This window comes from Flavobacterium hydrophilum, assembly GCF_003202405.1.
Classification (GTDB): domain Bacteria; phylum Bacteroidota; class Bacteroidia; order Flavobacteriales; family Flavobacteriaceae; genus Flavobacterium; species Flavobacterium hydrophilum.
Genome location: NZ_QJHL01000001.1, coordinates 14,010 through 36,384 on the forward strand (window position 1 = coordinate 14,010; position 22,375 = coordinate 36,384).

At 33.6% G+C, this 22,375-nt stretch carries 23 protein-coding genes and 1 tRNA gene; 11 read left to right on the top strand and 13 right to left on the bottom strand.

The features are described 5' to 3' along the window. Window positions 1-9: 9 nt before the first annotated feature. The 9 genes from DMB68_RS00080 to dnaA form a co-directional block, all read right to left on the bottom strand. Window positions 10-1,374: a methylmalonyl-CoA mutase subunit beta gene (locus DMB68_RS00080; RefSeq protein WP_110344665.1), complete on the bottom strand. Its 1,365-nt coding sequence runs from the start codon at window positions 1,372-1,374 to the stop codon at window positions 10-12. Window positions 1,375-1,385: 11 nt separating this feature from the next. Further along, window positions 1,386-1,715, bottom strand: coding sequence for an FtsB family cell division protein (locus DMB68_RS00085; RefSeq protein WP_196783667.1), 330 nt, complete (start codon window positions 1,713-1,715; stop codon window positions 1,386-1,388). Between the two features lie 129 nt (window positions 1,716-1,844). After that, on the bottom strand, window positions 1,845-2,453 hold the full coding sequence (gene udk / locus DMB68_RS00090) for a uridine kinase (RefSeq protein WP_110344667.1): 609 nt from the start codon (window positions 2,451-2,453) through the stop codon (window positions 1,845-1,847). Window positions 2,454-2,705: 252 nt separating this feature from the next. Beyond that, window positions 2,706-3,587 carry an SDR family oxidoreductase gene (locus DMB68_RS00095; RefSeq protein WP_165830069.1) on the bottom strand — a complete coding sequence of 294 codons (882 nt, stop codon included), beginning with the start codon at window positions 3,585-3,587 and terminating at the stop codon, window positions 2,706-2,708. A gap of 75 nt (window positions 3,588-3,662) precedes the next feature. After that, window positions 3,663-4,790: a methionine aminotransferase gene (locus DMB68_RS00100; protein ID WP_110344668.1), complete on the bottom strand. Its 1,128-nt coding sequence runs from the start codon at window positions 4,788-4,790 to the stop codon at window positions 3,663-3,665. A 43-nt stretch (window positions 4,791-4,833) separates the two neighbouring features. Then, window positions 4,834-5,268, bottom strand: coding sequence for an energy transducer TonB (locus DMB68_RS00105; RefSeq protein ID WP_110344669.1), 435 nt, complete (start codon window positions 5,266-5,268; stop codon window positions 4,834-4,836). Window positions 5,269-5,290: 22 nt separating this feature from the next. After that, window positions 5,291-6,004 carry an SAM-dependent methyltransferase gene (locus tag DMB68_RS00110; RefSeq protein ID WP_110344670.1) on the bottom strand — a complete coding sequence of 238 codons (714 nt, stop codon included), beginning with the start codon at window positions 6,002-6,004 and terminating at the stop codon, window positions 5,291-5,293. Window positions 6,005-6,072: 68 nt separating this feature from the next. Next, on the bottom strand, window positions 6,073-6,540 hold the full coding sequence (locus DMB68_RS00115; protein ID WP_110344671.1) for a low molecular weight protein-tyrosine-phosphatase: 468 nt from the start codon (window positions 6,538-6,540) through the stop codon (window positions 6,073-6,075). A 9-nt stretch (window positions 6,541-6,549) separates the two neighbouring features. Then, window positions 6,550-7,977, bottom strand: coding sequence for a chromosomal replication initiator protein DnaA (gene dnaA / locus DMB68_RS00120; protein WP_007809948.1), 1,428 nt, complete (start codon window positions 7,975-7,977; stop codon window positions 6,550-6,552). A 187-nt stretch (window positions 7,978-8,164) separates the two neighbouring features. On the opposite strand from dnaA, the gene DMB68_RS00125 reads away from it, so the two are divergent. After that, window positions 8,165-8,569: an acyl-CoA thioesterase gene (locus tag DMB68_RS00125; RefSeq protein WP_110344672.1), complete on the top strand. Its 405-nt coding sequence runs from the start codon at window positions 8,165-8,167 to the stop codon at window positions 8,567-8,569. Between the two features lie 31 nt (window positions 8,570-8,600). Here DMB68_RS00125 and DMB68_RS00130 read toward each other — a convergent pair whose 3' ends face one another. Genes DMB68_RS00130 through ribD form a run of 3 tightly spaced genes read right to left on the bottom strand, consistent with a single transcriptional unit; the run spans window position 8,601 to window position 10,888 of the window. Further along, window positions 8,601-9,233, bottom strand: coding sequence for an IMPACT family protein (locus DMB68_RS00130; RefSeq protein WP_110346299.1), 633 nt, complete (start codon window positions 9,231-9,233; stop codon window positions 8,601-8,603). Between the two features lie 10 nt (window positions 9,234-9,243). Further along, on the bottom strand, window positions 9,244-9,846 hold the full coding sequence (locus DMB68_RS00135) for an HAD family hydrolase (RefSeq protein ID WP_110344673.1): 603 nt from the start codon (window positions 9,844-9,846) through the stop codon (window positions 9,244-9,246). Further along, complete coding sequence (gene ribD / locus DMB68_RS00140; protein ID WP_110344674.1) at window positions 9,839-10,888, bottom strand: bifunctional diaminohydroxyphosphoribosylaminopyrimidine deaminase/5-amino-6-(5-phosphoribosylamino)uracil reductase RibD; 1,050 nt, start codon at window positions 10,886-10,888, stop codon at window positions 9,839-9,841. Before ribD ends, DMB68_RS00135 begins: the two co-directional genes overlap by 8 nt. Before the next feature lie 108 nt (window positions 10,889-10,996). Between ribD and DMB68_RS00145 the strand changes: the two genes are divergently transcribed. Continuing rightward, window positions 10,997-11,482, top strand: a complete 486-nt coding sequence (locus DMB68_RS00145) for a GNAT family N-acetyltransferase (RefSeq protein WP_110344675.1) — start codon at window positions 10,997-10,999, stop codon at window positions 11,480-11,482. Between the two features lie 80 nt (window positions 11,483-11,562). Next, window positions 11,563-12,426 (top strand): peptide chain release factor N(5)-glutamine methyltransferase, encoded by an 864-nt coding sequence (prmC, locus tag DMB68_RS00150; protein WP_110344676.1) that lies wholly within the window; start codon window positions 11,563-11,565, stop codon window positions 12,424-12,426. A gap of 124 nt (window positions 12,427-12,550) precedes the next feature. On the opposite strand, the gene DMB68_RS00155 is transcribed toward prmC, so the two are convergent. Continuing rightward, window positions 12,551-13,795 (bottom strand): ABC transporter permease, encoded by a 1,245-nt coding sequence (locus DMB68_RS00155; RefSeq protein ID WP_110344677.1) that lies wholly within the window; start codon window positions 13,793-13,795, stop codon window positions 12,551-12,553. Between the two features lie 206 nt (window positions 13,796-14,001). On the opposite strand from DMB68_RS00155, the gene hisS reads away from it, so the two are divergent. The 8 genes from hisS (at window position 14,002) to DMB68_RS00195 (ending at window position 22,362) form a co-directional block, all read left to right on the top strand. Next, window positions 14,002-15,429: a histidine--tRNA ligase gene (hisS, locus tag DMB68_RS00160; RefSeq protein ID WP_110344678.1), complete on the top strand. Its 1,428-nt coding sequence runs from the start codon at window positions 14,002-14,004 to the stop codon at window positions 15,427-15,429. A gap of 184 nt (window positions 15,430-15,613) precedes the next feature. After that, window positions 15,614-15,684, top strand: a tRNA-Trp gene (locus DMB68_RS00165). A 317-nt stretch (window positions 15,685-16,001) separates the two neighbouring features. Further along, complete coding sequence (locus DMB68_RS00170) at window positions 16,002-16,580, top strand: nucleotide exchange factor GrpE (protein WP_110344679.1); 579 nt, start codon at window positions 16,002-16,004, stop codon at window positions 16,578-16,580. 85 nt (window positions 16,581-16,665) lie between these two features. Then, window positions 16,666-17,775 (top strand): molecular chaperone DnaJ, encoded by a 1,110-nt coding sequence (gene dnaJ, locus DMB68_RS00175; RefSeq protein WP_110344680.1) that lies wholly within the window; start codon window positions 16,666-16,668, stop codon window positions 17,773-17,775. 160 nt (window positions 17,776-17,935) lie between these two features. Next, the gene (locus DMB68_RS00180; protein WP_110344681.1) at window positions 17,936-18,856 is read left to right on the top strand and encodes an ABC transporter ATP-binding protein; all 921 of its coding nucleotides are present in this window, start codon (window positions 17,936-17,938) and stop codon (window positions 18,854-18,856) included. A 107-nt stretch (window positions 18,857-18,963) separates the two neighbouring features. Then, on the top strand, window positions 18,964-20,280 hold the full coding sequence (locus tag DMB68_RS00185) for an ABC transporter permease (protein ID WP_110344682.1): 1,317 nt from the start codon (window positions 18,964-18,966) through the stop codon (window positions 20,278-20,280). Between the two features lie 202 nt (window positions 20,281-20,482). Beyond that, window positions 20,483-21,646: a sigma-54-dependent transcriptional regulator gene (locus DMB68_RS00190; protein ID WP_110344683.1), complete on the top strand. Its 1,164-nt coding sequence runs from the start codon at window positions 20,483-20,485 to the stop codon at window positions 21,644-21,646. A 53-nt stretch (window positions 21,647-21,699) separates the two neighbouring features. Then, entirely contained in the window at window positions 21,700-22,362 is a 663-nt protein-coding gene (locus tag DMB68_RS00195; protein WP_110344684.1) for a DEAD/DEAH box helicase, read from the top strand. Window positions 22,363-22,375 lie beyond the last annotated feature (13 nt).

Here is a 22,375-nt window from a genome sequence, read left to right on the forward strand (position 1 = left end):
AAACTCCCATTATTCTTGTTCTAAGCGTTCCTGTTCCTGCTTTTCAGCTAATCTTTTTTCTATAATGGGTGTAATTAATGTTTTTCGGGGCTTTATTTTCACAAAAGGAAATAATTCTAAATCGTGTTTCATTTTGTCTTCCGGATTTGGATATTTATTCGTGCCTAATAAAACTTCTTTTTGAGTATCGAATAATTCCTGTTCTTTATCGGCGCTTTCCTGAATTTTCTTTTTGATGGCTCCGTCATTCAAAAGTTTTAAAAAACCTCCATTGGCTTCAATATCTTTAAATAAAGCCAGACTTTTTTCGGCTAGTTGAATGGTTAAACTTTCAATATAATAACTTCCATCAGCAGGATTATCCACTTTATCAAAATAACTTTCATGTTTTAAAATCAATAATTGATTTCTTGCAATCCGGTCGCCAAATTCATTGTCTTTGTGGTACAGGGAATCGTAAGGTAAATTTGCAACAGTATCAGCGCCTCCTAATATTGCCGACATACATTCTGTTGTGGTACGAAGCATGTTGACATTGTAATCGTATATGGTTTTATTGCGTTTGGTGGGTGTAACTAGTAAATGACATTCTAAATCGGGATTGTATTCGGCTGCAATTAAGTTGAAAAGCATTCGCAAGGCACGAAGTTTTGCAATTTCAAAGAAATAATTAGTTCCTGCGGCTACCTGAAATACAATTGGTTTTGTCAAGTCCCGAAAGCGATTCAGATATTCGTTTGCATGTGCCAGACTGTATGCGATCTGCTGTGTTATATTGGCTCCGGCATTTTGGTAGAGACCTGAATCAATACTTAATATGGAAAGATTTGCTGTTGCTTTTGAAATCTTTTCGAGCGTTTCAAAATTATTTTTATCAGATGTCGCAAACCAGTTTCCTTCTCTGGCTAAATGGCCAATTGGATCTAAATTGCAATAAAAAATAGCTTTTTTTTGAATTGAAATAGTATCTAGTTTTTTTACGAAATCGATTGAAATGAAATTCAAATTAAAGTAAACGATTCGGTTTTCTAAAGTAAGATTTTCTAATAATTTTTGAATGTCGATTGTCTCGTTTTGAATTGTAAAGCGTAGGCTTTCTGCACCTCTTTCCAAAGTATTAATGGCTCTTTGAATCGATTTTTCGAGATCATAGACAAATATGTTTTGGCAAATTTTAAAATTTGAAACTTGTGTTTTTACCGGAGCAGTTTTAGAATCGTCATCGTAATGGTAAAATGGTTTTACCTGAATATCTTCGGGAGAATTCCAGATTACGGTTTTGTTGTAATCGGCTCCATCCAACTCAAACTGAATTTTTTGTTTCCATTGTTTGGATGAAATCGGATTAAAATCGTCGAATAGGGTAGTGGCCATTGGATGTTTTTCTAATTATTCTTTTCCTGAATTGTATCTCCTTCAAATTTGATAATGTATATGTCTTCGCTGTCTTTTTTCATGAAGTATTTTTCGCGGGCATATTTTTCAATCTGTTCAGGGTTTTTGAGCTGTTTGATTTGTTCCTGATCTTTTTTTATTTCTTCCTTATAATAAGTTTTATTGTCTTCAAGTTCATTGATCTGGTCATTTAAAAACCGATGGTCGAAATAGGAATAATTATCTAAAAACAACATCCATACTACAAAAAAGAGTAAAACCCAAACATATTTATTGCCCAGAAATTTGAACCATTTTTTATCTTTATATGGATTTTTCATTTGAATATGATTTGTGTTTTTAGCCCCGATAGAGCCGGTATACTTTTTATGGCTTTTTCTGCCATAAAAAGATAAAGGCGAAAGCGGGAAATAGCTCCTTACTTTTCTGGAATAAATTTACAATAAAAATTATGAAATTCGCTGATTAATTACGGCACGAACTACGTCAATTGCTACGGTATTATATTTGTCGTTTGGAATTATAATGTCAGCAAAAGCTTTTGAAGGTTCGATAAATTGCTCATGCATAGGTTTTAATGTGTTTTGATAACGTGTTAAAACCTCGTCGATATCTCGTCCGCGTTCTGAAATATCACGTTTTAAACGGCGAACTAATCTTTCGTCGGAATCGGCATGAACATAAATTTTGATATCAAAAAGCTCACGTAATTCGGGATTGGTTAAAATTAAAATACCTTCTACAATCATTACTTTTCGGGGATGTGTTGAAACGGTATCATCAGTTCTGTTGTGCTGAATAAATGAATATACAGGCTGATCAATTGTTTCGCCAGCTTTTAAAGCTTTAAGGTGTTTTTCTAACAATTCAAAATCAATAGATCTTGGATGATCAAAATTGATTAATGCTCTTTCGTCAAAAGATAAATTATGGGTTTCCTTGTAGTATGAATCCTGAGAGATTACGCCAACTTCAGTATCCGGCAATTCATTCATGATTTGGTGTACTACTGTTGTTTTCCCACTTCCAGTTCCTCCTGCAATTCCAATAATGAGCATAAATTCAATGTTATAATTTGTTTGACAAAAATAATAATTAAAGTTAAATGTTGAAGTGTATTGAGAATTTAAACCATATAAGCAATGTTAGTAAATATATGTAACAAGATATTTAAACAAAATAGTACTTAACTGAACTTATATCATTTATATGGTGAAAAACATAAAAAAAATCCCGACAGCATTGCTATCGGGATTTGGTGCAATCAGTATAGTTTTATAAAATATTCTGAATTTAGTAAGCACTTGTAATTATTTATTCTTTTTTGCTTTTATCATCATTTCAAGCTGATCCCAAAGTTCTTCCGGGATTGCTTCTAACAAATTAAATTGTCCTGCGCCTTTTAGCCATTCGCCTCCATCAATAGTAATAACATCACCATTTATGTAAGCTGAAAAATCAGACACCAAATATGCTGCCAAATTTGCCAGTTCCTGATGATCGCCAACACGTTTTAAAGGAACTTTTTTGGCCATATCAAATTTCTCTGCCAAATCTCCCGGCAACAATCTGTCCCATGCGCCTTTAGTGGGGAAAGGTCCCGGAGCAATAGCATTAGAACGAATTCCGTATTTTGCCCATTCTACAGCCAAACTTCTGGTCATAGCCAAAACCCCTGCTTTTGCTGTAGCACTTGGTACTACATAAGCGGATCCTGTCCAGGCATAAGTTGTTACAATATTTAAAATCGTTGCAGTTGTTTGTTTACTATCGATCCAGTGTTTTCCAAAGGCAAGTGTACAGTTTTTTGTACCCTTTAATACAATATCTATAACAGTGTCAAATGCATTGGCAGACAGACGTTCTGTTGGGGAAATGAAATTTCCGGCTGCATTATTTAAAAGAACATCTACTTTTCCAAAAGTTTTTAAAACTTCCTGAAGCATGTGTTCGACTTCTTCATAATGACGAACATCGCATTGAACAGGTAAACATTTTCCACCGGTTTCAGTTTCCAGTTCTGTTGCAGTCGTTTTAAGCTTCTCTAAATCTCTTGAAGTAATCGCTACCTGAGCTCCTAATTCTAAAAAATATTTGGTCATCGCTTTTCCTAAACCGCTTCCGCCGCCTGTAACCACAATGACTTTACCTTTTAAAGCATCGTCCCGTAACATTTTATCTGTGTAGCTCATACTTTTTTTATTTTACAAAATTAGTTAATTTAAATAGGATGCATGCATAATATTGTTATAAATTTTTAAAAAACTTTATATTACGCATATTTTTTTTGCTGCTGACTCTAGTGTGAAGTTGTCTTTGGCGAAACAAAAGCGTATCAATTTCTGATCTTTGTGGTCAGAGTAGAAAGTAGAAATTGGAATTGCAGCAACACCATGCTGAGTAATCAGGTTTTTGCAGAAGGTAACATCATCTTCTTCTGAAATATTGGCATAAGAAGCTACCTGAAAATAAGTTCCTTCACAGGGTTTCAATTCGAACCGACTGCCTTGAAGCAGTTTTTGAAAATAATCCCGTTTTTCCTGATAGAATTTTCCAAGTAAATTTACATCAACTACATCCAGATATTCGCTAATGGCAGCTTGTGAAATACTATTAACGCTAAAAACTAAAAACTGATGTACTTTTTTGATTTCTTTCATTAAATGTTCCGGCGCAATGGTATATCCAATTTTCCAGCCCGTGATGTGAAAAGATTTTCCGAAAGAAGAAACCATTACACAACGGTCTAAAAGAAAGTTTTTGGTATGTGCCGAAATGTGTTTTTCTTCAAAAGTGATGTATTCGTAAACTTCATCGGATAAAACTATAAGGTTGGGGTATTTAGAAAGTATTTTTTCCAGATGAAGGAAATCATTTTCTGTTAATATTTTCCCTGTTGGATTATGAGGATTATTAATGATAATGAGTTTGCTTTTTGAGGAACAGGCTTTTTCTATTGTTTCCCAATTTGGTGTGTAATCATCGTTTAGCGCCACCCGAACTGGTTTGGCTTTGCATAGTAAAACAGGAGATTCGTAAGAATCGTAGCTCGGATCCAGAATAATGACTTCATCGTTTTCTTTTACTAAAGCCAAAATGGTTGTGAAAATTCCCTGTGTTGCGCCAGCTGTAACCAAAAGTTCTATATCTGGATTAATTGTTCTGTTATAAGAACTCTGGATTAATTTTGCAATTTTATTCATCAACGGCGGATAACCTGCCATTGGTGTATATTGATGTACATTTTCTTTTGCTAATCTCGCTACAATATCTGTCAGCCTTTCATCAACAGGAAAATTAGGAAATCCCTGCGAAAGATTTATTGCATTATGTTCAGCTGCCATTTTAGACATTACCGTAAAGATGCTTGTCGTTACATTTGGGAGTTTACTCATGGTGAAGTTTGATTAGGGAAAGAATTGTAAAAGTAAGATTAGCTTAATCTATTACCATCGGAATGGAGTACAAAACTCTGACGATTTTATTATTTTGTTTTCCCGGACTCCATTTTGGAAATAATTTTAAAACACGTATGGCTTCCTTGCCTGTTTCGTGTCCAAGGTCTCTTAAAATTTTAATATCACTTAATGATCCATCTTTTTCAAGTATAAAAGTGGCGTATATTCTTCCTTTTAAACCGTCTTTTGGATTTTTGAAGTTTTGTTTTATGAAAGCATTCATTGTTTCTAATCCGCCAGGAAATTCAGGTTTCACTTCTAATCCTGCGGTATTATAAACTTGATTTTCTTCTTCTTCTTTTATAACCTCTCCTTTATAATTATGGAGATTTTCCGGAGTTATTTTAACTTCTTCACTTTGAGAAAATACATTTTGTACGCAACAAATTAAAGTCAGAATTAGAAACTTTTTCATAGAAGAGAGTTTAAAAGTTAGTTTACATTTTATGAATAATAAAAATCGTCGGTCTGTTATGTAAATCTACTTTTAATTTCTTCCAATCCGAAACTTTCATTGTTTTAATGAATTCCGTTGGCAAAGTAATATCTGTCGCAATACATAGATGTGTCGATGGATTTAAAATCTGTAAAAGATCTTCAACTAATTTATTGTTTCTGTACGGCGTTTCAATAAATAACTGTGATTGGTTTTTATCCTGGGACAATTTCTCAAAATGGCGAATTGCCGATTTTTTTTCGTCTTTATCAATGGGTAAATAACCGTTGAAGGTAAAACTTTGTCCGTTCATTCCGGAAGCCATCATCGCTAATAAAATCGAAGAAGGTCCAACTAACGGAACAACCTGAATTCCTTTTTCGTGTGCTAATTTTACAATTACTGCACCTGGATCTGCAACTCCGGGACAACCGGCTTCGCTCATTAAACCCATATTTTTTCCTTCTAACAAAGGTTTTATAAAGTCTAAATGTTCGCTTGCTTCCGTTCTTTTGTTTAAAGTAAAAAGAACCAATTCTGATTGTTTCTTTTCCGGGTAAACTGCTTTTATAGATTTTCTGGCCGTTTTGTCGTTTTCTACAATATAATGGTCAATAATTTCTATAGTTCTTCTTACGGTTTGTGGTAAAACATCCATCGGATCGCTTTCGCCCATTGTGGTTGGAATTAAATATAATTTTCCCAGAAGTTTCATGTATTTGATGGGTATAAAATGAAATACTTTTTCAATTAAATCTAAGGTTTAATAATTGAAAAAGTAATTTAAGAATGTTTTTCGATAAGTTTTTTGGCAATTATTTCGGCAACTTCGTTCAGCATTTGATAAACGTTGTCAAAGCCATTTACTGCTCCGTAATAAGGATCAGGGACATCAACATTTTCATCCGGAAATAATTCATTTAGAATGAGATTCACTTTGCTCTTGTGTTCAGGAGTTTTGGCAAGATGAATAATGTCACGATAATTTGAATTATCCATAACGTAGATATAATCAAATTCATCAAAATCAGAAGTTTTAAATTGTCTTCCTTTTTGACCATCAATACACAAACCATTTTTTTGAGCAACAGCAATAGAGCGTTTGTCAGGAGCGTGACCAACATGCCAGGAACCTGTGCCGGCAGAATCAACTATAAAATTTTCTTTTGGTAATTTGGACTCTAAAATGCCTTCAGCTAAAGGTGATCTGCAGATATTTCCCAAACAAACCATTAAAATTTTTACTGGCATGATGCGCGTTTATAGCGTTAATTTTTTGTTGATATCTTCGACAAATTTTTTGAATTGTTTGTCTGTAGAAACTAAGTTGTCAACTGTTTTACAAGCGTGTAATACGGTAGCATGATCGCGATCTCCAATTTGAGAGCCAATGTTTGCCAAAGAAGCTTTTGTGAATTTCTTTGCAAAAAACATGGCCAATTGTCTCGCCTGAACCACATGTCTTTTTCTTGTTTTTGATTGAAGGGTTTCAATATCCAACTGAAAATAATCAGACACAATTTTTTGAATATAATCAATAGAGATTTCTCTCTTTACATTTTTAACAAATTTCTCTACAACACTTTTAGCTAACTCAATTGTTACTTCTTTTTTATTAAAAGAAGATTGAGCAATTAAGGAAATAATAGCTCCTTCAAGTTCTCTAACATTGGTTTTGATGTTACGGGCAACATATTCAATAATGTCTTCCGGCATTTCAACACCATCACGGTAAAGAATGTTTTTTAAGATTGAAATACGAGTCTCGTAATCCGGCTGATGCAGCTCAGCGGATAATCCCCATTTGAAACGGGATAATAAACGCTGTTCGATATCCTGCATATCAACAGGAGCTTTGTCAGATGTTAAAATTACCTGTTTTCCGTTTTGGTGTAAATAGTTAAAAATATGGAAAAATACATCCTGAGTTCCTGATTTTCCGGATAAAAACTGAACATCATCAATAATTAAAACGTCAATTAATTGGTAAAAGTGAATGAAATCATTACGATTGTTCTTCTTGACCGAATCAATATATTGTTGTGTAAAAATTTCTGCAGAAATATACAAAACGGTTTTTTCAGGATATTTGTCTTTTACTTCAACCCCAATAGCATGTGCTAAGTGTGTTTTTCCTAAACCAACTCCACCAAAAATTAATAACGGGTTAAAGGATGTTCCCCCCGGTTTATTAGCAACAGCCATACCTGCAGAACGGGCTAAACGGTTTGAATCTCCTTCAAGGAAATTGTCAAAACTGTAGTTGGCATTTAACTGCGATTCAATTTTTAAATTTCTGATTCCGGGAATTACAAACGGATTTTTGAGTTCAGGATTTAAGTTTTTAAACGGAGCGTCAACCTCTTGCGGTTTCATTGGTACTCTATTGGAACTTGGCAACTGTTCGGTAAACGGTTGTTTATTTCCATAAGTGTTTTCCATTTTAATTTTATAGAGTAACTTTGCGTTTTTTCCCAGTTCTTTGGTAAGCGCAACTTTCAATAATTTTACGTAATGTTCTTCGAGCCATTCGTAGAAAAATTTACTTGGAACCTGAATATATAACGCGTTGTCGGTTAGCTCAACTGATTTGATTGGTTCAAACCAAGTTTTGTAGGCTTGATCTTGAATATTGTCTTTTATAAAGGACAAACAGTTTTCCCATACCGATTGAGCAGTTTTAGTCATAAATTCAGATAAATTTTTTTTATTATTGATAAAGATTCTCCTAATAAAAGGGAGCAATTTTATTCCGTATTTCGGGATAACAAATATGTGAACAAATTTCTGTAAAAAAAAATATTTTGGCTTCTAATTTTATAAAAAAATGTTGTAAGGAGTCTTTTTGAAATTAAATTTTTTTAATATATAAATAATGAAAAATCATCAAACGCAAGTGCGTGTTCGTTACTCTGAAACGGATCAAATGGGTGTTGTATATCATGGGAATTATGTCCCGTATTTTGAGATAGGACGCGTCGAATGGCTTAGAAACAAAGGGATTTCGTATAAAAGTATGGAAGAAAGCGGAATCGGACTGCCTATTGTTTCGATGCAGATAAATTACAAAAAATCGGCGCGTTATGATGAGCTTTTAACAATTCATACAACTTTCAAAAGTCAGTCTTCTGTCAAGATTGAATTTGACTGCGCAATCTATAATGAAGCGAATGAGTTATTAACAACGGCAGTGTTTATTTTAGTATTTATTTCGTTAAAAACAGGTCGTCCAACCGCTCCTCCGGATTATATTTTAGAATTATTTAAAACGCTTGAATAATTGTTAAAATGAGGTGTGTTTTTATATTAATTTAGGTAATTTTAATATTGATTTCAAACATTAAATCAAAAATGCTGAATATTGATTCGGCATTTTTTTTTCGTGTTTTGGTGATTATTTTGCCAATTGGCAGACCGGAATCTTCATCAATTTCCATTTCCTGAGATGTTATTTCTAATTTCTTTTCTTTGATTACACGCATTACTTTGTTCATGTTTTTGTAATCAAAAGAAATTAAAAAATGTACATCGATTGTTTTTTCAACAATTTGAGAAACCTCAAGTGCCATTTGGGCTGTGGTTTTATAAGCTGCAATTAGTCCGCCAACACCTAATTTAATTCCGCCAAAAAATCGAACAACCACTACCAGAACGTTGGTTAAGCCAAAAGATTGTATTTGTCCATAAATTGGAGCTCCTGCTGTGTTACTGGGTTCGCCATCATCATTTGCTCTGTAATAATTTTTTGGAGCTATACCAATTTGATAGGCATAACAATAATGTACAGCGTGAGGATGCTGCTTTTTTAAGTTTTCAATAATCGGTTTTACCTGTTCTTCATTTTCGATCGGAAAAGCATAACCAAAGAATTTACTTCCTTTTTCCTTAAAAAGCACTTCTTCAGAGTCAAAAGCAATGGTTTGATAGGTGTCGTTATATTCCAAAAGTAAGAGTCTAAAGTATTTGTTTTTCAAATAAATCGACAACATCTTCTTTACCGACCTGCAAATTCCAAACATGAAGACCTAAAGCTGCGGCTGCATCTGTATTTTCTTTTTTATCATCTACAAACAAAGTTCGTTTTGGGGACAGTTCGTGTTTGTTAATAATATATTGATAAGCTTCAGGATTTGGTTTTCGTTTTCCAATTTCAAATGAAAAATAAACTTTTTCAAAACATTGGTAAAAATCACTGTAAAATGAAGTACCACTTTTGTTTTCGAAAGTTTCAATATGAATTGAATCAGTATTGCTTAATAAAAATAAACGGTATTTTTTTGAAAGCATTTGCAGAAATTCCAATCTGTACAAAGGAAAATCTGCCAGAACAGCATTCCATGCTTCCAGAATCTCTTCTTTTGAAGCGTTTGGCAGTTCTTTCTGAAAACCTCCTATAAAATCTTCATGAGAAATATCTCCTGTTTCAAATAAAAGATTTAATCGGTCAAATTCGGAATTCCATTCGGTCATACCTAATTTTTGTAATCCTGAAATGGTAGCTTGTTTATCTAAATTGATAAAAATATCCCCAAAATCAAAAATTATTGTATCAATCATGATTTCTAACGTATATTAATTCGTCGTTTTGAATATAAGTTTTTATTGCATTTTTCTTTGAAAGAGTTGGTGATTTTATCCCTTTTTCAAAAGAAGTTTTTCCAATAAAAATTCGTGCTTCATCCCAAATATTTTGGTCTATAAAAGACTGCAAAGTCTGTAAACCGCCTTCAATAATAATAGACTGAATTTGATTTTGATGTAAAACTTCCAAAATCTGCGGGATGATATTTTGATTAAAATCAATTACTTCAAAGGTAGTGTTTTCTGCTGAAAAGCTAATTTCAGATTTTGTAAATAAGATAGTTTTAACGCTGTCGTCAAAAATAAAACTGTCTTTTGAAATACGATTGTTTTGGTCTAAAATAACTCTTATCGGATTGTTTCCGGACCAGTCTCTTATATTTAATTTTGGATTATCATCAATTACGGTTTGAGTTCCAACTAAAATTGCCTGTTCTTCACTTCTCCATTTATGAACCAATTGTCTGGAATATGGATTGGTAATCCAAACAGGTTTTCGTTCCTTAATGATTTTTTTTTCCGGAGCCAAAAAACCGTCCTGGCTTTCAGCCCACTTTAATATAATATAAGGTCTCTTTTTTTGATGAAAAGTAAAAAAACGTTTATTAAGTTCGTTACATTCATTTTCTAAAACACCAACTATTACATTAGAACCAGATTCTATTATTTTTTTAATTCCTTTTCCTGCTACCTTTTCATTTGGATCCACAGTTCCAACGACGACATTTGGAATTTTATGCTCAATAATCAAATCGCAGCAGGGAGGTGTTTTTCCAAAATGACTGCAAGGTTCTAAACTCACATAAATAGTAGCTTTTTTTAATAGTGATTTGTCTTTTACAGATCTAATTGCATTGACTTCTGCATGGGCTTCTCCGGCTTTTTTGTGCCAGCCTTCGCCAATAATTTTGCCTTCGTAAACAATTACACTCCCCACCATTGGATTTGGATATGTAGTTCCAAAACCATTTTGAGCCAGTTCGATGCAGCGTTTTATGTATTTCTCATGTGTATTCACAGTACAAAAATAGTGATTTTTTGAGTTTTGAGCCGAATGTTAACAGGGGAGTTGAGGGACAATACGAAAAGTATGTTTATTTTTGTAAGGATAGAATGAATACAGAAAATGGAAAATTGGATTATCAGAGAAATTAAAAAAGAAGACAATCAGTCAGTTGCACAATTAATACGATCTGTTTTTGACGAAATGGAAATTCCGAAAACAGGGACAGCTTATGAAGATCCGTATTTAGATTTAATGTTTGAAGAATATAATAAGCTACGTTCGGTTTATTTTGTTGTTGAAAATGAGGGTGAAATTGTAGGCTGTTGTGGAATTGCGCCTTTAGAAAATGGCGATTCAAAGATTTGCGAATTACAAAAAATGTATTTTTTGCCTAAAACCCGAGGGTTAGGTATTGGAAAAGAAATTATAGAAAAATGTTTTGAGCAGGCTAAAAATTTTGGTTTTGAAAAATGTTATATAGAAACGATGCCTTTTATGCATGCTGCCCAAAGACTATATAAAAAATCAGGATTCGAGTATTTAGATGCTCCTTTGGGATGCACAGGGCACAGTTCCTGCCCGGTTTGGATGTTGAAAGAATTATAAAATTAAGATTGGTGTAAAAATCATTTTGCAACATTAAGTTGTATGCAATTGGATTTATCCTAAAATACTCATAAAGCTAAATGAAAATCAAACAATACAGAACTCTATTTATTAAGGAACTTTCTTCGTTATATGATGCATATGAAGCAGAGAGTTTTTTTTATTTGATATTAGAGGATAAACATAAACTTAGGCAGATTGATTTGGCACTGAATCATGAATTAGCTTTTTCTGATGCAGATTTAGCAGTTTGGAGTACTTTTATAAATGAGTTGCATAAGGAAGTTCCAATTCAGTATTTACTTGGAAAAACAAATTTTTATGGATTGGATTTTGAAGTGAACGAAAATGTTTTAATTCCCAGACCGGAAACCGAAGAATTGGTTGAATGGATTGTTAATGAAAACAAACAAAACGATAAACTCAAGAAACTAAAAATTCTGGACATCGGAACCGGAAGCGGCTGTGTCGCAATTTCGCTGGCTAAGAATCTGCCAAATGCAGAAGTTTATGCCATGGATGTGTCTAAGAAAGCTATAAAAACAGCAAAAAGAAATGCGGTAAGCAATAAAGTTGATGTGACTTTTATACTAAAGAGTGTTTTAGAATTAGAGATTCTGAAATCGGATTATGATATTATTGTCTCGAATCCACCCTATGTTCGCAATTTAGAAAAACAGGAAATTAAAAAGAATGTTTTGGATTATGAACCACACCTGGCATTGTTTGTAGAAGATGATGACGCTTTGATTTTTTACAGAAAAATTGCCGAATTAGCTCAAAAGAACTTATTGGAAAAAGGACAATTATACTTTGAAATCAATCAGTATTTAGGAAAAGAAATGACTGATTTGCTGGAAAAAATGAATTTTAAAAATATTGAATTACGAAAAGATATTTATGATAATGACCGGATGATGAAGGGTATGAAAAGTGATTTGTAACATACATTTCTAATCTAGCCCCGATAGGAGTGGAAATCCTTTTGTGCCAGAGTTTGGTACAAAAGATTGTAACGGATAGCGGGACAAAAGGTGTTTTGAAACGATTAACGTCTGCTTTTAAAATCTACTCATAACGCAAAGCCTCAATAGGATCCAGTTTTGAAGCTTTGATTGCCGGATACAAACCGGAAACAATAGCAACCATAAAACTGGTTCCAAAAGCGATCATGATAGCAAACCATGGTACTACGAATGCAAAACTCATAGCGGTTGCAATACCAAATCCAATCAGCATTCCTAATATAATGCCAACTAATCCGCCAATTTGTCCAATCAGTAAAGTTTCGATAAAAAATTGAAAAGCAACAGTTGCCCTTGTTGCTCCTAATGCTTTTCGAACACCAATCTCGCGGGTGCGTTCAGTAACTGAAACTATCATAATATTCATCAAAGCGATTGATGATCCTAATATGGTAATTATGCTGATAACAGCAGAAGCCCAGTCTAAATATTGAGTAATTCCGAGAATTCGGTTGATTAAATCGTCGCTTCGGCCTATGCCAAAATTATTGTCGCGAACCGGGCTCAGTTTACGAACTCTGCGCATGGTACTCGTTGCATTGTCGATAGCTTGATCTAAAAGTTCTTTTTTAGAAACCATTACACTCATTGTGTAATTGATATTTGGAGCTGTGAATAAGGAACGTGCCACCTGAATTGGGATCAAAACCCTTAAATCCTGACTGTTTCCAAAGGTGGAGCCTTTTTCTTTTAAAACACCAATCACTTTAAAACGTGCACCGCGAATCGAGATGATTTTGTCAATTGGATTAACGTCTTTTAATAATCCTTTTTCGAAATCAGAACCAACAACGCAGGAATACGTGTTGTTGTCGATGTCAAATTGATTGAAGGAACGTCCTAAATTTATTTCTAAACCAGAATTAGAAATAAAATGTTCATCGACACCCACAATTGTAATTTCGGGATCTGTTTTTTGATCCAGATATTTTACTTCGGCTTTTGATGTTGCGGTAAAAGAAAGTGAAGTCTCTGTAAAAGGATATTTGTATTTATTTTTAAAAGCTACGGCTTCAGGGTACGAAATAATCGGATTAATAATTTCACGTTCATTTCCACCACGATTTCTAACCGTGTTTTCGTATTGATTGATGTTGAAAGTATTGGCTCCCATGGAAGCAAAATTGGTCGAAACAGTATTTTCAAGCGCTGTTACAACGGTTAAAATTCCAACTAAAGCCGTAATTCCGATAGCGATAATTAATACAGTAAGAATAGTACGCAGCAATTGTGTTTTGATGGAACCAAAAGCAATTCGGATATTTTCTTTAAATAATTTTAGCATCATGACCAATTTGACACGAAAATACGTTTTTTGTTACAAGTTTGTTTTCGAACTGTTATTATTTATTTTAAAAAGTAAGATATTTGCAGGCGATTTAGAATTAAAGGGAATTCTAATTAATCCAATAATTTATAAGAAGGTCTTTTAAAAAGTAAGATTTCACAAGAAATCTAAAATCTAAAGATCCAAAATCTAATAATCTAAAAAAGATGGCTTCAAAACCAAGTATCCCACAAGGAACCAGAGATTTTTCACCTGCTGAGGTGTCAAAACGTCAATATATTATTCAGACTATAAAAAATAATTTCGAAAAGTTTGGTTTTCAGCCAATTGAAACACCTTCGTTTGAAAATTCAGATACTTTGATGGGAAAATATGGAGAAGAAGGAGATCGTTTGATTTTTAAAATCCTGAACTCGGGTAATTTTTTCTTCAATAAAAATAAAATTGAATTACCGGAATCTATAGAATCTCTGCAAGTTAATTCTGCGGAGACAATTGATTTGAATCAAAGAATTGAGCTGAATAAGTTTACCGGAAAAATTTCAGAAAAAGCTTTGCGTTATGATTTGACTGTTCCGTTTGCAAGATATGTGGTTCAGCACCAAAACGAAATTGAGTTTCCGTTCAAAAGATATCAGATTCAGCCTGTTTGGAGAGCAGACCGCCCACAGAGAGGACGTTACAGAGAATTTTATCAATGTGATGCCGATGTTGTGGGTTCAAAATCATTATGGCAGGAAGTAGAATTGGTTCAGTTATATGATACTGTTTTCACGTCTTTAGGTTTGGAAGGTGTGACAATTAAAATCAATAATCGAAAAATATTATCAGGAATTGCAGAAGTAATTGGAGCATCTGACAAGTTAATCGATTTCACAGTTGCTTTAGATAAACTGGATAAAATTGGTGAAGATGGTGTAAAGAAAGAAATGATTGAAAAAGGGATTCCTGAAGAAGCTTTGATTAAAGTACAGCCACTTTTTAGCTTTAGCGGAACTTTTGCAGATAAAATCAGTCAGCTTTCAGATTTATTAGCTTCGTCTGAAGAAGGAATAAAGGGGGTTGAGGAGCTTAAGTTTATTTGTGACAATGTTGCTGTTTTAGGCCTTTCAACTGCAATTTTAGATTTGGATGTGACTTTGGCCCGTGGATTAAATTATTACACCGGAGCTATTTTTGAAGTAGCAGCTCCAAAAACGGTTTCGATAGGTTCAGTTGGAGGCGGAGGAAGATACGACGATTTGACCGGTATTTTTGGTTTGAAGAATATGAGCGGAGTTGGGATTTCTTTTGGATTAGACCGAATTTATCTTGTTTTGGAAGAATTGCAGTTATTTCCTGAAACAGTTGCAGCAACATCAAAAGCATTGTTTGTTAATTATGGTGATAAAGAAGCTTTATATGCTTCACAGGCAATCCAAAAATTAAGAAAAGAAAACATTAAAGTAGAATTATATCCCGATAATGTAAAAGTCGGGAAACAGTTTCAATATGCTGATAAAAGATTGATTCCGTTTGCAGTAATCGCAGGGGATCAGGAGATTGCTTCGAATTCATATTCTCTTAAAAATTTAGTAAGCGGAGAACAGATTTCTGTAGATTTTGAAGGATTGAAGGCTGCTTTACTTGTTTAACTGTAAAGAACGCTAAGATTTTTGTGCAAGGTTCGAAAAGCTTTTTTAAGAAGGGAAAGTTTGCAAAGCTTTGGGGATGATTGTATTAAAGAATTATTAGTATTTAATCAGCTTAAATCTTTTTAAATCTATGTGAAATAGTTGCAGGAAAAGAAAAAAAACTTTTTATTTGCGGCCTTAAATTACGGGCGTAGTTCAAGGGTAGAATAGCGGTCTCCAAAACCGTTGATGGGGGTTCGAATCCCTCCGCCCGTGCGATAAAACAAGATCAAAACAGCATAAAAAAAAGCTTCGTCTGAATTACAGCGAAGCTTTTTTTAATATAAGGTAAACTTGAATTAATAATTTATATAAGCCGAGGCTAACCCTTAAATTCAACTTTGATAGGTAATAATTTAGATTTGGTTTTCAGTCTCAAATATAGAACAAACTATAACGTAATAGTCTTAAAATTATACTAAATTTTTCTTTAAGAAATTAAAGCTTAAAAGAATATGAAAATTTTGAAAGTGACAATTTGACATTTTAAAAGATTTGGCAGTACTTTTGCAATTCAAAAAAAGAAATTGAAAATGAAGTTTAAGAATATTTTTAAAAATACAAATAATATGACTACTGAAAATACAGAATTCGATCAGGAATTAGATGATGTAACGTTAGAGAACAATGCCAACGGTGAGCAATTAATTGTTGAAGAATTAAGTGTTGAAGAGCAATTGGCTCAGGACTTGGCAAAAGAAAAAGATAAGTTTTTGAGATTATTTGCCGAATTTGAAAATTACAAAAAAAGAACTTCAAAAGAACGTATTGATCTGTTTAAAACAGCCAATCAGGAAGTTTTATTAGCAATGCTTCCTGTTTTAGATGATTTTGACAGAGCAACTGTAGAAATAAACAAGTCTGACGATGAAAATTTGAAAAAAGGTGTAGAGCTGATCCATGAGAAACTAAAAAGTACTTTGGTTTCAAAAGGTTTAGAGCAGGTTGAAGTAAGAGCAGGAGATGCTTTTAATGCTGATTTTGCTGAAGCAATTACCCAAATTCCAGCTCCGTCTGATAAATTAAAAGGGAAAATTGTTGATGTTATTGAAAAAGGATACAAATTAGGAGACAAGATTATTCGTTTTCCTAAAGTGGTTATCGGAAACTAAAAAAATACAAATTAGATTCTGAAAGACAATTAAAAAGTATTGGAATTTGGGATTTATTTTTTGAATTTGGAACTTTACCTAAATTATGAAAAAAGATTTTTACGAAATATTAGGCATTTCAAAAAATGCTGATGCTGCCGAAATAAAAAAGGCTTACCGAAAAAGTGCGCTAAAATATCACCCTGATAAGAATCCGGGTGACAAAGAGGCAGAAGAAAACTTTAAACTTGCGGCAGAAGCTTATGAAGTTTTAAGCGATCCGCAGAAAAAAGCAAAGTACGATCAGTACGGACATCAGGCTTTTGACGGTTCCGGAGGATTCGGAGGCGGTCATGGCGGTATGAATATGGATGACATTTTTAGCCAATTTGGTGATATTTTCGGTGGAGGATTTGGTGGTTTCGGCGGAGGCGGAGGCGGTCCTCGTCGTGCTAAAGGAAGCAATCTTCGAATTAAGGTGAAGCTGACTTTAGAAGAGATTGCAAATGGAGTTGAGAAAAAAGTAAAAGTAAAACGTAAAGTTCAGGCAAAAGGTGTTACGTACAAAACATGTTCGACTTGTAATGGTCAGGGACAGGTAATGCGTGTAACCAACACTATTTTAGGAAGAATGCAATCTGCATCCACATGTCCTACTTGTGGTGGATCAGGACAAATTTTAGATAAAAGGCCTTCTGAAGCAGATGCTCAAGGAATGGTTCAGGAAGATGAAACGGTTTCAATTAAAATTCCTGCGGGAGTTGTTGACGGTATGCAATTAAAAGTTTCTAACAAAGGAAATGATGCTCCGGGAAATAGTATTCCTGGTGATTTAATTGTTGCCATTGAAGAGTTAGAACATGAATTTTTGAAACGTGAAGGCGAAAACATTCATTTTGATTTATACATCAGTTTTCCAGAGGCTGTTTTAGGTGTTTCTAAAGATATAGAAGCAATAAACGGAAAAGTTCGTATTAAACTTGAAGAAGGGATTCAATCCGGAAAAATATTAAGATTAAAAGGAAAAGGTATTCCAAGTATTAATGGTTACGGAAACGGAGATTTACTCGTTCACGTAAATGTTTGGACACCAAAAACACTGAATAAAGAGCAAAAACAATTTTTTGAAAATGCTTTAAACGATGAACACTTTATTCCGAGTCCTGAAAAATCAGAAAAATCATTTTTTGAAAAAGTAAAAGATATGTTTTCATAAGCTAAGCTTTTTTTAAAATGTTTAAATAATATAAAACCCATTCTAACATAAATTTAGGATGGGTTTTTTGTGTATTAGTACTTAGATTCGGTGTGAATTATTTACTTTTACAGGCGCAAAGCCACAATGGTCAAATTGATGCAGAAAATCTAAAAATCGCATGAGCAACTTACTCGAAGTACATAAAGTCGTAAAACAATACGGCGATTATGTAGCGCTTAACGAAGTTTCATTAAATGTCCCAAAAGGGAGTATTTATGGACTATTAGGTCCAAATGGAGCTGGAAAAACTTCCCTTATCCGAATCATTAATCAAATTACTTTGCCAGATAGCGGCGAAATAATTTTAGATGGAGAAAAACTGCAGCCTAAACATGTACAGACTATTGGTTATCTTCCTGAAGAAAGAGGTTTATATACTTCTATGAAAGTAGGAGAACAATGTTTGTATCTGGCGCAAATGAAAGGACTTTCTAAATCCGAAGCCAAACAGCAACTGGATTTCTGGTTTGATCGATTAGGAATTCAGGGTTGGTGGAACAAAAAAATTCAGGAGCTTTCGAAAGGAATGGCGCAGAAAATTCAGTTTGTAGTTTGTGTTTTACATAAACCTAAATTGTTGATTTTTGATGAGCCTTTCTCGGGATTTGACCCTGTAAATGCAAATGTAATCAAAGATGAAATTCTGGCATTGAAAGAACAGGGTTCAACGATTATTTTTTCCACACACAGAATGGAAAGTGTAGAAGAACTTTGTGATCATATTGCCTTAATTCACAAATCGAATAAATTAATCGAAGGAAAGGTAAGTGATGTAAAACGCCAGTATAGGACTAATAGTTTTGAAGTGGGAATTTTGACGAATAACGTAGAAGGTTTGATGTATGATATTACACAAAAATTCAGTGTTTCGCAGGCTAATTTTAAATCTTTAAATGATGATTTGAAATTAAATATTGAAATTGGAAATGCCGCACCAAACGAATTATTGAATATCCTCACTCAACGTGGGCAAGTCACACATTTTGTAGAAAAAATCCCGAGTGTAAACGATATTTTTATCCAGACAGTAACAGGTTAGGTTTTTTAGATTATTAGACTTCTTAGATTCTTTGACTGAATCTGGAAATCTAAAAAATCTAATTATCTAAGTAGTCTAATTATCTAGTAATCTAGTAATCTAAATAAATGAGTATAATTTCATTGATTATAAAAAGAGAATTTATTGCCAAAGTCCGCAATAAATCTTTTGTTGTCATGACTTTTTTAAGTCCGGTATTATTTGTGGCAATTGCCGGATTTATTGGTTATCTGAGTACAATGAAAGCTGAAACGAAGCGAATTGCAATTCACGATGAAACAGGTTTATTTGCCAATGATTTTTTAAAGCAGAATAAAAAAGATGTAGAATATAAATATCTGAATTTATCTGAAATTGATGTAGAAGCATTAAAAGACAGTATTGCAAAAGAAAACTTTAGTGGTTTGTTAATAATTCCAAAAACAAACAGCGATAAAGATCTTGAGTCAAAAATTGATTTTATTTCCAATAGCAGTCCAAGTATTTCTTTTATCGAAAATACTCAGGATGTAATTGCCTCAAAAATTACCAAAATCAATTTAGAAAAGGCAAAATTGGATACTTTATCCATTCAGAAAGCACAGGCAAATGTAAATATTCATCTTGCAAAAGCTTCCGGAGAAGAAAGTTTAAAAGGTCTGAATGAAATAAAAATTGGAATTGGAGGCGCTTTTGGATATTTAATCATGATGTTTATTATCATTTACGGGAATATGGTCATGCGAAGCGTAATTGAAGAAAAAACCAATAGAATTGTCGAAATCATTATTTCATCGGTAAAACCATTTCAGTTAATGATTGGTAAAATAGTGGGAACCTCACTTGCAGGATTATTGCAATTTATAATCTGGGCGATAATTGGTTTAGGATTAATGTTTGCAGCTTCAGCATTTTTTGGAGTAAATGTTGGACCTACGGCAAGAATTTCACCTGAATTAATGCAATCAGCGCAACATGAACTTTCAGGATCTGCACAGATGTATATTGCAGAATTATGGAATCTGCCTATTGCTAGTATCATAATCGGTTTTATCGTTTACTTTGTAGGAGGCTATTTTCTGTACAGTTCGTTTTATGCCGCAATTGGAGCAGCAGTAGATAATCAAACCGATTCACAGCAATTTTTACTGCCAATTATAATGCCTTTAATATTGAGTGTTTATATTGGTTTTTTTACAGTTGTAAATGATCCTCATGGTACAGTAGCTGTTGTGTTTTCGATGATTCCATTAACGTCTCCCATAGTCATGTTAATGCGACTTCCATTTGGTGTGCCCTGGTGGCAAATTGCAATTTCGGTATCATTATTGTTTGTTACCTTTTTCCTTGTTGTCTGGTTTGCTGCAAAAATTTACCGTGTTGGTATTTTAATGTACGGCAAAAAACCAACATGGAAAGAATTGTATAGATGGCTTAAATACTAGTTTTTGAAGTTGAAGGTTCAGAGGAGCAAAGGTTCAAAGATTCTTACTTTGAATTTTTAGTACCTTAGAATAATCAATTTTAAGAAATACAATAAAGCATGAAAGAAATATTAATAACCAAATAGGTTAAAAGGTTTTATAGAGACAAAGATGTTAAACTTTGCTCCTCTGAACCTTTGCAACTTTGAACCTTAGAAAAAGAATGAGTAAGATACTAATTATAGAAGACGAAGCAGCGATCAGAAGAGTTTTGGTGAAAATTTTATCAGAAGAAAATGATTCTTATCAGGTTGATGAAGCAGAAGACGGGGTTGTAGGACTTGATAAAATAAAAAACAATGATTACGATTTGGTTTTGTGTGATATCAAAATGCCAAAAATGGACGGTGTTGAGGTTTTAGAAGAAGTAAAAAAGGTCAAACCTGAAATTCCGATGGTGATGATTTCCGGTCATGGCGATATGGAAACGGCTATTCAAACTATGCGTTTAGGTGCTTTTGATTATATCTCGAAACCACCTGATTTAAATCGTTTGTTAAATACAGTCCGAAATGCTTTAGATAAAAAACAGCTCGTTGTTGAGAATAAAATCCTGAAGAAGAAAGTTAGTAAAAACTACGAAATGGTGGGTGAAAGCGAAGTTATTAATCATATAAAAGTCATGATTGATAAAGTCGCTCCAACTGAAGCCAGAGTTTTGATTACCGGACCAAACGGAACTGGAAAAGAATTGGTAGCACATCAATTGCACGAAAAAAGCGAACGTGCTAATTTTCCTTTAATCGAAGTAAACTGTGCTGCGATTCCAAGTGAATTGATCGAAAGTGAATTGTTTGGTCATGTAAAAGGTGCTTTTACATCAGCAGTAAAAGATCGTGCGGGAAAATTTGAAGCAGCTGATAAAGGAACTATTTTCCTGGATGAAATTGGCGATATGAGTCTTTCGGCGCAAGCCAAAGTTTTACGTGCGCTTCAGGAAAATATGATCACAAGGGTTGGTGCTGAAAAAGATATCAAAGTTGATGTTAGAGTAGTGGCAGCAACCAATAAAGATTTAAAAACAGAAATTGCCGAAGGACGTTTTCGGGAAGATTTGTACCATCGTCTGGCTGTAATTTTAATTAAAGTTCCGGCATTAAATGACAGACGTGACGATATTCCGGCATTGATTAAACATTTTACAGAGAAAATTGCTTCGGAACAAGGAAACGCCGTGAAAATATTTTCGGCTCAAGCCATAAAATTATTGCAGGAATATGACTGGACCGGAAATATCCGTGAACTTCGAAATGTGGTGGAGAGACTAATTATTTTGGGAGGAAGCGAAATTTCTGAATCAGATGTAAAAATGTTTGCAAGCAAATAATGATTTGATTTAGATTTTACTCAGAATCTAAAATCAGAAATCTAAAATCAAATATGAAACTAAAAAAAATAAACGAGAAGTTACAAGACGGCTTAATTGAAAACGGTTTAACAGAAGCTAATATATTGCAGATGGAAACTTTTTCGACGATTAAAAGCGGTGCAGATTGTATGATTATTTCTCCTGCCGGAACCGGTAAGTCGACAACAATTGTATTGAATGTAATTCAGCAATTGGCTGGAAAAGTAGAGGAATCACCAAGAGCTTTGATTATTGTTGAAGACAAAACCAAAGTTTTGGAAATGGTAGAACTTTTTGAGAAATACGGAAAATATACCAATCTTGAAATTTATGGTGTTCACGATAAAGGAGATATGGATTATGATAAAAACTATATTTCTACCGGAATCGATGTTTTAATTGGTACGCCAAATAAATTAAGTGATATGTTTACTACAGCCGGCTATAATGTGAATCGTTTGAAAATGTTTATTCTTGACGATGCCGATCCAATTTTGAAATTACGCAATGAAACTAAAATTATGCGTATTTCGAACAGTATTGCTAAAACACAGCGTATTATTTTTGCTGAAACCTTAACGGAGCGTATCGAAATTTTAGCAGATAAAATGCTAGTAGAACCTTATTTCTTTGATATGGATGAGGAGGGTGAAGAAGAGTTGGACGAAGAAGAGGATCAAATTGAGGAGGAATAAAAATAATAATAAA